11 protein-coding genes are annotated in these 11,869 nt (G+C 64.4%); 1 reads left to right on the top strand and 10 read right to left on the bottom strand.

Annotated elements, in window-relative coordinates; translation table 11 throughout:
- Positions 1-52: 52 nt before the first annotated feature.
- The 10 genes from ACIQ67_RS10300 to mutS form a co-directional block, all read right to left on the bottom strand.
- Positions 53-1,741: a bifunctional metallophosphatase/5'-nucleotidase gene (locus ACIQ67_RS10300; protein WP_397534280.1), complete on the bottom strand. Its 1,689-nt coding sequence runs from the start codon at positions 1,739-1,741 to the stop codon at positions 53-55.
- A 70-nt stretch (positions 1,742-1,811) separates the two neighbouring features.
- The gene (locus ACIQ67_RS10295; protein ID WP_397534279.1) at positions 1,812-2,480 is read right to left on the bottom strand and encodes an AAA family ATPase; all 669 of its coding nucleotides are present in this window, start codon (positions 2,478-2,480) and stop codon (positions 1,812-1,814) included.
- 47 nt (positions 2,481-2,527) lie between these two features.
- On the bottom strand, positions 2,528-3,157 hold the full coding sequence (pnuC, locus tag ACIQ67_RS10290; RefSeq protein ID WP_397534278.1) for a nicotinamide riboside transporter PnuC: 630 nt from the start codon (positions 3,155-3,157) through the stop codon (positions 2,528-2,530).
- Between the two features lie 21 nt (positions 3,158-3,178).
- Positions 3,179-3,448 (bottom strand): cell division protein FtsB, encoded by a 270-nt coding sequence (ftsB, locus tag ACIQ67_RS10285; RefSeq protein WP_397534277.1) that lies wholly within the window; start codon positions 3,446-3,448, stop codon positions 3,179-3,181.
- Positions 3,449-3,482: 34 nt separating this feature from the next.
- Positions 3,483-4,769, bottom strand: a complete 1,287-nt coding sequence (gene eno / locus ACIQ67_RS10280) for a phosphopyruvate hydratase (protein WP_397534276.1) — start codon at positions 4,767-4,769, stop codon at positions 3,483-3,485.
- A gap of 90 nt (positions 4,770-4,859) precedes the next feature.
- Positions 4,860-5,147, bottom strand: coding sequence for a DUF1330 domain-containing protein (locus ACIQ67_RS10275; RefSeq protein ID WP_397534275.1), 288 nt, complete (start codon positions 5,145-5,147; stop codon positions 4,860-4,862).
- A 64-nt stretch (positions 5,148-5,211) separates the two neighbouring features.
- Positions 5,212-6,069 carry a 3-deoxy-8-phosphooctulonate synthase gene (gene kdsA / locus ACIQ67_RS10270; protein ID WP_397534274.1) on the bottom strand — a complete coding sequence of 286 codons (858 nt, stop codon included), beginning with the start codon at positions 6,067-6,069 and terminating at the stop codon, positions 5,212-5,214.
- Positions 6,070-6,083: 14 nt separating this feature from the next.
- Complete coding sequence (locus ACIQ67_RS10265) at positions 6,084-7,727, bottom strand: CTP synthase (protein ID WP_397534273.1); 1,644 nt, start codon at positions 7,725-7,727, stop codon at positions 6,084-6,086.
- Positions 7,728-7,788: 61 nt separating this feature from the next.
- Positions 7,789-8,643 (bottom strand): alpha/beta fold hydrolase, encoded by an 855-nt coding sequence (locus ACIQ67_RS10260; protein WP_397534272.1) that lies wholly within the window; start codon positions 8,641-8,643, stop codon positions 7,789-7,791.
- Positions 8,640-11,249 carry a DNA mismatch repair protein MutS gene (gene mutS / locus ACIQ67_RS10255; protein ID WP_397534271.1) on the bottom strand — a complete coding sequence of 870 codons (2,610 nt, stop codon included), beginning with the start codon at positions 11,247-11,249 and terminating at the stop codon, positions 8,640-8,642. The genes ACIQ67_RS10260 and mutS overlap by 4 nt, the downstream gene beginning before the upstream one ends.
- Before the next feature lie 246 nt (positions 11,250-11,495).
- Between mutS and ACIQ67_RS10250 the strand changes: the two genes are divergently transcribed.
- A partial coding sequence (locus ACIQ67_RS10250) for a hypothetical protein (RefSeq protein WP_397534270.1) occupies positions 11,496-11,869 on the top strand: 374 nt, incomplete at its 3' end.

The following is an 11,869-nucleotide window of genomic DNA, read 5'->3' as shown; positions in this document are numbered from 1 at the left end:
GCGGCGCGCGCGCCTCTCAGGCTCAAGCCCTGAGGGGCGCGGCCCCCGCGCGTCAGTTGATGCGCTTGACGCGGTCAAGCGCAGGCGGGCGGATGCTGCGGCCGGCGCTCAGGTAGCGCTCCAGCGCGTCCACGTCCATGATGCCGGTGCGCAGCGCCTTGCCTTCGGTGAGCACGCGGAAACCATCGCCGCCGCTGGACAAGAAGCTATTGACGGTGACGCGGTAGCTGGCTGCGGCATCAATCGGCTGGCCGTTCAGCATCATGCTGCCGGCCACAATGCGCGCGCCCAGCGGCTTGCTCGCATCCCAGCTGTAGCTGAAACCCTGTGAGACCTGCAGGAAAACAGCGCGAAGTTCTTCAGTGCGCCATTGCTGCTCCAGCAACCGGCGGATCTGGTCGCCGGTCAGCGTCATCGTCACCAGGTTGTTGTAGAACGGCTGAACCGCGAAGGCGTCCGCGTAGCTGACCTCGCCGCTGGCGCTGCGCGTCAGCGCAGCGCGCACGCCGCCGGTGTTCATGAATGCGATCTGCGCCCCGCCATCGGCAGCCGCTGCACTGGCGGCCAGCTGGGCATCGGCAATCAGTTGCCCCATGGGCATGGCGCCTGCGGCGTCGGCCTCGCGAGCGATGCTGGCGTCGATGCGGCCGATAACCCGCTTGGCCAGCGGCTCGGCCAGCTTCTCGTAGGCAGCGATCAGTTGCGTCTGCGCCGGATCCTTGGCGTAAGTCGCCGTCCGAACAATTACATTGTTGGCCTTGGCGGCGATGACGTCGCGGGTCTTGCGGTCCAGTTGCAGATCAATCTCGGTGACCACCGTGCCGTACTTGTCGCCACTGGTGACCAGACGACCATCGACCTGGCACTGGTAGGCACGGTGCGTGTGGCCGCTGACGATCAGGTCGACGGCCTTGTCGAGCTTCTTGACGATGTCGACGATGGGACCAGAAATTCCAGGACATTCGTTGTAGTCGCCCGTCGGGAAACCGCCCTCGTGGATCAGCAGCACGATGGCCTCGATCCCTTTGGTACGGAGCTCCGGGACCAGCTTGTTGACGGTCTCAGCCTCGTCGTCGAAACGCAATCCGGCCACGCCTGCGGGGGTCACTATCTCTGGTGTGCCTTTGAGCGTCAGGCCGATGAAGGCGACCGGCACGCCCTCAAAACTTTTCACGTGGTAGGCCGGCAAGACGGTCTTGTTCGTCCTGGTATCCCAGGTGCTGGCGGCCAGGTACTTGAAGCTCGCTCCCTTGAACTGGGTCGGTCCCTTGCAGCCATCCTTGGGATGGCAACCGCCGTATTGCTTGCGCAGCAGCTCGGCTATGCCGGAGTCGAATTCGTGGTTGCCGACGGCAGTGATTTCCAGGCCCATCAGGCTTAGCGATTCGATGGTCGGCTCGTCATAGAACAGAGCCGACAGCAAGGGGCTACCGCCAATCAGGTCGCCAGCAGCAACGAAGACATGGTTGGGGTTGGCCTTGCGCAGCTGAGCCACGGCGGTAGCCAGGTGTTCGGCGCCCCCAGCCGGAACGGTGATGGTCTTGCTGGGATCTTGCGGGTCCTTGATCCGGATGCCGCCGGAGGCCGGCTTCAGGTTGCCGTGGAAGTCGTTGATTGCCAGAACCTTGACGGCGACTGGCGTCGTCGGTGGCGCGCTGACCAAGCCGGCGCAGCCGGCGAGGGCGACGACGGGCAGCAAGGAGGCCAGTAGCCTCAGGCGGAAAGGGGTTCGGATCTTCATGCGCTGGGCTCCGTGAGCAAACGTTTGCAGCTGATGCGGCCGCTAGTGTCTGCGTCAGCTGGTCATCGCGTCAAGCCTGATGACGCGAGCGTCGCAGGCTGGCGTGCTCGCATTCGGGCACATCGCAGTTCTGGCAGAACCAGGCCTGCTCGGGCATGGCCTGCTGGCGCTGCTCCAACCGGGTGAACAAGCCTTGGCGCGGGCCGTTGCTGGCGAGCAGCAAGGGGGTGAGCGCACTCAGCGCAGCTTCGGTTCGCGCTTCACCTTTGCCGCTGATGAGGGACCAAGGCAGACCGGCCTCGATCAATGTGCTGCGGAGCAGGCGGTCAACCGGCGTCTGCACATGGGGGCCGTCGCGCTGCAGTCCATCGGCAACCCAGGGCAGGTCGAGCGCCGTCAGCAATGTCAGAGCGCAAAGCCGTTGTTGCTCAAGCGCGAACTCGAACAGGCTGTGGTCCTCGAACATCAGTGCGCTGTAGACGGCCGTCATCAGCGGCGTGGTATCGCAGAGCACGATCTGGTGCGTTTGGGTGGCGGCTTGCACGGCGTGGGCCTGTGCCCTCGCGATGGCGAACTGCTCATCCGCGCGCGGCGTGCGTCCGGCAGCAGCGCACCAATCGCGCAGGTGCTCAGTGACGTGGATGCAACGCAGGCCGGTGTCGTCAGCCAGTCGGGCGCACAAGGCCTGGGCCAGTGTGCTCTTGCCTGTGCTCTCGGCCCCCACGATCGCAATGCGCAATCCGCCTGTCCGGTGCGGCCAGCTTGGTGCCGACATCGCGATGTCGCTCAAGCCGGCTGCAACTGGCGCTGCCAGGCGCGCCATCCCGCCACAGACATCGGGATGAAGACGGCATAGAGCAGCACGGTCAACCAGTAGCCCTTGTAGGCGAACAAGGTGACGCTGACTGTGTTGACGACCATCCACACCCCCCAGTTCTCCTGGTACTTGCGGCCCAGCAGGTACTGGCCCAGCAGGCTGGCCACGGTCGGGAAGGCGTCCCAGTAAGGCACGCTTGAATCGGTCTGGCGATCCAGCCACAGACCGAGCAAGGGCCAGGCCAGAAGCACGGCTGAGAGGGCCAGCCAGCGTGCACGTGCACTCATGACACGCACCTTGAGCACGTGACCTTGCTGATCGCGCCCGCGCAGCCACTGCCACCAGCCCCAGATGGCAAGCGCAGCAAACACGAGCTGCAAGGCCGCTTCACCGTAGAGCTTGCCGCTCCAGAACAGCAGGAAGTACAGCAGCGAGCTGGTGAGCGCGAGGGGCCAAGCCAGCACGTGCACGCGCATATTGCACAGCACCATCCAGACAGCAAGCACAAAGGCCAGCAGCTCGGTCCAGCTGATGGGGCTGCCGAAGACCTCGAAAGCCGGTGCAAACAGCGGTTGGAGTGACTGCAGCAGCGCGTCCATCGAGGGTGGGAGCGTGCTGAATCAGCGACGCACGGTCACGAAGATTTCGTCCGGCTTGACCATGCCCAGCTCAAGGCGGGCCTTCTCTTCGACCATCTCAAGGCCTTCGCGCAGGTCGCGCAACTCGGCACTGATCTGGCTGTTGCGTGCCCGAGCCGCTTCATTGGCCTGCTGCTGTGCAGCCACCTCGCTCTTGAGCTGCACCACGCGCGCAAGCCCACCCTTGCCAAACCAGAGTTGGGCTTGGATGGCCACCAGGAAGGCAGCGAGGATGAGGCCGATGACTTTCACGTGCGCAGTGTAGCCAAGCTCGACGGGACGATGGTCAGCGCAGGTTGTAGAAGGCCGAACGACCCGGGTAGACAGCGATCTCGCCCAGATCCTCTTCGATGCGCAGCAGCTGGTTGTACTTGGCCATGCGGTCGGAGCGGCTCAGCGAGCCGGTCTTGATCTGGCCAGCGTTCAGGCCGACGGCGATGTCGGAAATCGTCGAGTCTTCCGTTTCGCCCGAACGGTGTGAGATCACGGCCGTGTAGCCTGCGCGCTTGGCCATCTCGATGGCGGCGAAGGTTTCGGTCAGGGTGCCGATCTGGTTGATCTTGATGAGGATCGAATTGCCGATGCCCTTGTCGATGCCTTCCTTCAGGATCTTGGTGTTGGTGACGAACAGGTCGTCACCCACCAGCTGAACCTTCTTGCCCAGCACGTCGGTGAGGTGCTTCCAGCCGTCCCAGTCGCCTTCGGCCATGCCGTCTTCGATCGAGATGATCGGGTACTTGTCGACCCAGGCGGCCAGCATCGAGGTCCATTCCTGACTCGTCAGCTGGATGCCGCCTTCGCCTTCCAGCACATACTTGCCGTCCTTGTAGAACTCGCTGGCGGCGCAGTCCAGAGCCAGGGCGATCTGCTCGCCTGCGGTGTAGCCCGCCTGGTCGATGGCCTGCAGGATCAGCTGGATCGCAGCCTCGTGGCTCTCGACGCTGGGCGCGAAGCCGCCTTCATCGCCGACGGCTGTGCTCATGCCCTTGTCGTGGATGATCTTCTTCAGTGCGTGGAAGACTTCGGCACCCCAGCGGATCGCTTCGCGGAAGGTCGGTGCACCGACCGGAATGATCATCAGCTCTTGCAGGTCCAGCGAGTTGTTCGCATGGGCGCCGCCGTTGATGACGTTCATCATCGGCACCGGCAGCTGCACGCCGCCCATGCCGCCGAAGTAACGGTACAGCGGCAGGCCTGATTCCTCGGCGGCTGCGCGCGCCACGGCCATCGAGACAGCCAGCATCGCGTTGGCGCCCAGGCGGCTCTTGTTATCGGTGCCGTCCAGGTCGATCAGGGTCTTGTCCAGGAAGGCCTGCTCGGAGGCGTCCAGGCCCAGCACGGCTTCGGAGATTTCGGTGTTGATGTGCTCGACAGCCTTGAGGACGCCCTTGCCCAGGTAGCGGCTCTTGTCACCGTCGCGCAGTTCAATCGCTTCGCGTGAGCCGGTGGAGGCGCCGCTCGGGACGGCCGCACGGCCCATCACGCCGGATTCCAGCAGCACGTCGCACTCGACGGTCGGGTTGCCGCGGCTGTCCAGGATCTCGCGTCCGACGATGTCAACAATGGCACTCATTCAGGGTCTCCAAAAGGTCAGAAATTCTTCGTGGGGGCAGATGATGGCGGCAGATCGTTACCAGCGCTGAACAAGATGCAGTTTCAGGCTTCAGATGCCGTCGACCACCACCATGCGCATGATGCCGGCCTGCTCGCGCAGCGACTTGGCATGCTGGTAGGTCTGCGAGTTGTAGAAGGCCTTGGCCGCGGCGCGGTCGGTGAACTTCAGCAACACGATGCGGCTGGGCGTCCAGGGGCCTTCCAGCACGTCGAACTCGCCGCCGCGCACCAACACTTCGGCGCCATGTTCCTGCATCGCCTTGGTCGACCATTCGCGGTACTTGGCCATCTGCTCAGGGTCGGTGACGGTTACGTCGGCAATGATGTAGGCGGCCATGGTCTGGAGGGTCTTTCGCGTCCGGTTCGGCAGGCGTGGTGTTTCTGGCGGCTTTGGCTTTGACTCAGCTGTTGAAGTCGTTCTCAAGCAGCGGCTGGGACTTGACCACGCGGTCCAGTGCCACCAGTTGCGTGAGCAGCACCTTCATATGCTTGAGCGGCACGGCGTTAGGGCCGTCGGACCAGGCCTCGGCCGGGCGCGGGTGGGTTTCCATGAACAGGCCCGCCACACCTGCTGCCACGCCGGCACGGGCCAGCACTGGCACCATCTCGCGGGCGCCGCCGCTGCTGGTGCCTTGACCGCCCGGCTTCTGCACCGAGTGGGTCACGTCGAATACCACCGGGGCACCGGTCTTGCGCATCTCGGCCAGGCTGCTCATGTCGGCCACGAGGTTGTTGTAGCCGAAGCTCACGCCGCGCTCGCAGGCCAGGAAACGGTCTTCAGACAGGCCAACTTCGCGAGCCGCTTCGCGCGCCTTGTCGATGACATTTTTCATGTCCCAGGGCGCGAGGAACTGGCCCTTCTTGATGTTGACCGGCTTGCCTGACTTTGCCACCGCACGGATGAAGTCGGTCTGGCGGCACAGGAAGGCCGGGGTCTGCAGCACGTCGACCACGCTGGCGACCTCGGCGACCTGGGACTCATCATGGACGTCGGTGAGGATGGGCAGCTGAAGTTGGCGGCGCACTTCGTCCAGGATCTTGAGGCCTGCCTCCATGCCCACCCCGCGCTTGGTGCTGCTGGAAGAGCGGTTGGCCTTGTCGAAGGATCCCTTGTAGATCAGGGGAATGCCCAGGGCAGAGCAGGCTTCCTTCAGTTGGCCTGCCACTTCCAGCGACATCTCAAGACCCTCGATCGAGCAGGTGCCCGCGATCAGGAAGAAGGGTTTGTCGATCCCGACGTCGAATCCGCACAGCTTCATGAGTTGCTCTCTTGTCAGGCCTTCTTGTGGTTCAAGGCTGCCTTGATGAAGGCAATGAACAGCGGATGGCCGTCCCAGGGGGTGGACTTGAACTCCGGGTGGAACTGCACGCCCACATACCAGGGATGCACTTCGCGCGGCAGTTCGACCACTTCGGTGAGTTTCTCGCGCTGGGTGATGGCCGAGATCACCAGGCCGGCCTGCTGCAGGCGATCCAGATAATGCTCGTTGGCCTCATAGCGATGACGATGGCGTTCGGTCACCACTGGACCATAGATCTCGTGCGCCAGCGTACCGGGCTTGACGTCCGAGCTCTGCGCACCCAGGCGCATGGTGCCGCCCAGATCAGATTTTTCGTCGCGGCGCTGAATCGTGCCGTCAGCGTCCTGCCACTCGTCGATCAGCGCAATCACCGGGTGTTTGGTTTCGGGGTCGAACTCGGTGGAGTTGGCGCCCTCAAGACCGGCCATGTGCCGTGCGTATTCGATGGTCGCGACCTGCATGCCCAGGCAGATGCCCAAGTACGGCACCTTGTGCTCGCGGGCGTATTGCGCGGCCAGAATCTTGCCTTCAACACCGCGCTTGCCGAAACCGCCGGGCACCAGAATGGCATCAAACTGCGCCAGCTGATCGATGTTGTCCGCCGTCAGCATCTCCGAGTCGACGTACTCGATCTTCACGCCAGCGTGGTTGTGGATGCCGGCGTGGCGCAGCGCCTCGTTCAAGGACTTGTAGGAATCCGACAGGTCGGTGTACTTGCCGCACATCGCGATCGTGACGTTCGTCGCCGGGTTCTCCACCTCGTGCACCAGGGTGTCCCAGCGGCGCAGGTCCGCCGACTTGGTGTTGAGCTGCAGCTTGGTGCAGATCAGCTGGTCCAGACCCTGCTCATGCAGCACGCGCGGCACCTTGTAGATGGTGTTGACGTCCCACATGGAGATCACACCGTACTCGGGGACGTTGGTGAACAGCGAAATCTTCTCACGCTCATCGTCCGGGATGCGGCGGTCGGCGCGGCACAGCAGTGCGTCGGGTTGGATGCCGATTTCGCGCAGCTTCTGCACCGTGTGCTGGGTCGGCTTGGTCTTCAGTTCCCCGGCTGCAGCGATCCAAGGCACATAGGTCAGATGCACGAAGGCCACATTGTTGGGGCCGGCCTTCAGACTCATCTGGCGCGCGGCCTCCAGGAAGGGCAGCGATTCGATATCACCCACCGTGCCACCGATCTCGACGATGGCCACATCCACCGCTTCGGGGGTGCCATGACCGGCGCCGCGACGGATGAAGTCCTGCATCTCGTTGGTGATGTGCGGAATCACCTGAACCGTCTTGCCCAGATAGTCGCCACGACGCTCCTTCTCCAGCACCGACATATAGATCTGGCCGGTGGTGAAGTTGTTGCTCTTCTTCATCCGCGTGGTGATGAAGCGTTCATAGTGGCCCAGATCCAGGTCGGTTTCCGCGCCGTCATCGGTCACGAAGACCTCGCCGTGCTGGAAGGGCGACATCGTCCCCGGATCCACGTTGATATACGGGTCCAGCTTGATGAGGGTGACTTTGAGGCCGCGCGATTCGAGGATAGCAGCCAGAGAGGCTGATGCGATGCCCTTGCCGAGAGAGGACACCACACCGCCGGTGACGAAGACGTACTTGGTCATGTCTTGCAGCGCCTCGGGTTCAAGAACGCTGTGGTGGTAAAGCGCGATTATAGCGATGCCGTCAGGCTCGGCTTTGCTCGGCTCGCAAGGTATCCAGCAACTGCAGCACCAGTGCCGCGGTATCGTCTGGACGCTCGAAGGGAAACAGGTGGCCGCCTTCGATCCAGACGAAATGCCGCCTCGCCAGCGCCTTGGAGGCGGCTGCGCCGGCCTGGCGCAACTCCTCGGACTGCGTGGCGCCGACAAAGCCGACCGGGCAGAGCAAGGGCCGACGCTTCAACAAGCCATCCAGATGATGGGGCAGGGTGTCGTAGATCCGCGTCTCGACCTCGCGGCGGAACTTCAGGTGCGTCATTCCATCAGCTCGCTCCTCGAAGCCGCTGGCCACGTAATCGGCCAGCACACGCGGGTCCCAGCGGGCGAACTTGTGCTTGCTGGCGAAGTGCGCATGCACCGCCTCGCGCGACGGCCATTCGTGGCGGCGGTGGCGCGACACCTTGCCGGGCGAGACGCGCTGGATCAGGCGCGTGGCCTTGGCGACCCGGATGCTGTGCGCGCGCCAGCCGCCAACGACGGGAGAGTCCAGCATCAGCAGACCTTGTGCCAGGTCGGGCCGGCGGCTGGCTGCCAGCAGACTCAGCATGCCACCCAGCGAATGCCCGACCAGCATCACCGGGCCGGGCTGTGCCATCTGGGGCTGAACCTCGCGCTCGATGTAATGAATCAGCTGGTCGCGCAGATGGGGCCAGTTGCTGCTGACCGGATAGGCCGGGTCGTGGCCGAACTCGGGCAGGGCAAAGACCTGCCAGCCCGCAGCGCGCCAGGTTTCGAATAGCACCCGGTAGCAGCCGGCGCCGAAGCCGTTCGCGTGCGAGAACACCAGGGTCTTGGGCAGGGCGGTGGCACTCGCGGTCATGGGTGGGGTTTCTGGCTCAGGCTCTTCAGGCGGTACAGCGCATCGAGCGCTTCACGCGGGGTCAATGCGTCGGGGTCCAGATCATGCAGCGCTGCGAGCGCCGCGTCGGTCTCGGCGGCGACAGTGGGGGGTGTCGGCTCAGGCTCAGGCGGCGCAGCGAACAGGTCGATCTGCGCCTCGCCCGCGCTTGCCTTGGCTTCCAGCGCCTCCAGCGTGGCGCGCGCCTGCCGCACCAGGCTTGCCGGCATGCCCGCCAGCCGCGCCACCTGCACGCCATAGCTGCGACTGGCCGGCCCCGGCTGGATCTCGTGCAGGAAGACGATGTCCTCGCCGCTTTCCACCGCAGCCACATGGCAGTTCAGCGCCTGCGCATGCTTGGCAGGAAACTCGGTCAGCTCGAAATAGTGCGTGGCAAACAGCGTGAAGGCGCGCGTCTTGTCGTGTAGATGACTGGCGATGGCGCCGGCCAGCGCCAGACCGTCGAAGGTCGAAGTGCCGCGCCCGATCTCGTCCATCAGCACCAGCGATTGATCGCTGGCACTGTGCAGAATGGCCGCGGCCTCGGTCATCTCCAGCATGAAGGTGGACTGCGCATTGGCCAGGTCGTCAGCCGCACCGATGCGGGTGTGTATTGCGTCCATCGGCCCCAGGCGGCAGCCCGTGGCCGGCACATAGGAGCCGATGGCGCCAAGCAGGCAGATCAGCGCCACCTGGCGCATGAAGGTGCTCTTGCCGCCCATGTTCGGGCCGGTGATCACCAGCATCTTGGTGCGCGCATCAAGGCGGCAATCGTTGGCCATGAACTCGCCTGCGCCGGTCTCGCGCAGCCGGGCCTCTACCACTGGATGGCGGCCGGCCGTGATGTCGATCGCCGGCTGGTTGATGAAGTCCGGACGGCACCAGTTCAGCGTCGCAGCGCGCTCGGCCAGCGCGGCCAGGGCGTCCAGGCTGGCCAGCGCGCGGCCCAGCGCGCTGAGCGTCGGCAACTCCTCGGTCAACTGGTCGATCACCATCTCGAACAAGAGCTTCTCGCGCGCCAGCGCACGCTCCTGAGCAGATAAGGCCTTGTCCTCGAAGGCCTTGAGTTCGGGCGTGATGTAGCGCTCAGCGTTCTTCAGTGTCTGGCGGCGCTGGTAGTCCAGCGGCACCTTGTCGACCTGGCCCTGCGTCACCTCGATATAGAAGCCGTGCACCTTGTTGAACTGCACGCGCAGATTGGCGATGCCGGTGCGGGCGCGCTCACGGGTTTCCAGGTCGAGCAGGAAGCTGTCGCAGTTCTGCTGGATGCCGCGCAGCTCGTCGAGCTGCTCGTCGAAGCCGCTGGCGATCACGCCACCATCGCGCAGCAGCACGGCCGGCTCGTCGGCGATGGCGCGGCTCAGCAGCTCCTCGATATGCGGAGCCGGGGTCAGGTGTTGCGCCAGCGTGGCGATCAGCGCGCTGCCCTGTTCCCCGCTCGGCAGGGTGTGGCGCAGGTTCGGCAGGGTTTGCAGCGTGGCGCGGAGACCGGTGAGTTCGCGCGGACGCACCTGGCGCAGCGCAATGCGCGCTGCGATGCGCTCCACGTCCGAGACATGGCGCAGCGCCTCGCGCAGTGGCTCGAAGCCGTTCTCGATCAGCGCTCCAATCGCTGCATGGCGGCCCAGCGCCTCGCTGCGTTCGCGCTTGGGATGCAGCAGCCAATGGCGCAGCGCACGGCTGCCCATGCCGGAGCGACAGGTGTCCAGCACGGAGAGCAGGGTGGGCGAAGACTCGCCGCGCAGCGTCTGCGTCAGCTCCAGATTGCGCTGCGTGGCCGGCGGCAGGTCCAGCAGCTCGGTGCTGCGTTGCACCTGCAGGCTCTTCACATGCGCCAGCACCCGGCCCTGCGTGTGCTCGGCGTAGCTCAGCAGCGCGGCAGCGGCGGCCTGTGCGGCCTTCAGGTCCTGCGCATTGAAGCCCTGCAGACTGGCAACACCCAGCTGCTCGCACAGCTTGCGCGCGCCGAGCTGGGTGTCGAACTGCCAGCTTGGCCGGTTGGTAATGGGTAGCCGTGCAGCCAGCACAGCCTGCGGCTGGCGCTCGCGATCGACCAGTACCTCGGCTGGGCTCATGCGTGCCAGGACGGATGGCAGTTCGCGTTCACTGCACTCCGACAAGCCAAGCTGGCCTTGCGTCAGGGACAACCAGGCCAGGCCCAGCGTCTTGCCTTGTGTCGCCACGGCCAGCAGGATCGAGTCCTGCTTGTCGGCCAGCAGCTCGGTGTCCGTGACCGTGCCAGGCGTGACGACGCGCACCACCTTGCGTTCCACAGGTCCTTTTGCGGTGGCTACATCGCCCACCTGCTCGGCAATCGCGACGGCCTCGCCGAGGCGGATCAGCTTGGCCAGATAGCTCTCCAGCGCATGCACCGGCACCCCGGCCATGACCACCGGCTGGCCGGCGCTCTGGCCGCGCTGGGTGAGCGTGATGTCAAGCAAGGCGTTGCACTTGCGAGCGTCGTCGTAGAAGACTTCGTAGAAGTCGCCCATGCGGAAGAACACCAGCACGTCCGGGTGCTCGGCCTTGATGCGGAAGTACTGCGCCATCACCGGCGTGTGAGCGCTGAAGTCCGAGGTCTGACTCATGAGGGCAAAGAATGCTGGAAAGGTCAAAAGCCCTCTGAAGAGGGCTTTGTTCAGTGGGATTGGGCAGTGTTTGCCGGCGGGACAGTGTAGAGCAGGGCTATGTTAGATCCCCCGTCAGTGAGGGTTGGCTGCTCACTCATGCGCTGCGATGATGCGCAGCGCATGCGAAATAGCGATGAAATGACATGTCCGTAGCCGTGGGAAGAATGTCCGGGTCACGCGCTGACCTTTGGGAGGGAGGAACTGATGATCAACGTTCGTGCTGCCACAGCCTGGGTGCTATGCACCAGCCTTGCATTGAGTGCCTGCGGTGGCGCAGACACGCCAGTTCTGCGCATGATCAGCCATGCGCCTTCTGAATCGTCTCCGGCAGTGCCGCGCGGAACTGCATTCACGGCGACCTTTGACGGCGAGTTGGAGGCAGCATCGGCCCAGTCGGTGCAACTCCTGAGCCCAGTCGGCTTGGTGCTGCCGGCTGAGGTGTCTGTTTCTGGCAGTAGTTTGCGAGTCAGCACGAGCGTAGGGAACCTGTCAGAAATTTTGTGTGTGAGGCATAGCATGTCGACAAGGAGCATGAATGCCACGCAAGACGAAGACGACCGCCACGGCGGACAAGGCGG

It is taken from the genome of Roseateles sp., assembly GCF_044373315.1.
Taxonomy (GTDB): domain Bacteria; phylum Pseudomonadota; class Gammaproteobacteria; order Burkholderiales; family Burkholderiaceae_C; genus JACDQM01.
Note: the sequence above shows the minus strand (reverse complement) of the source record. Positions and strands in the feature narration are given on the sequence as shown.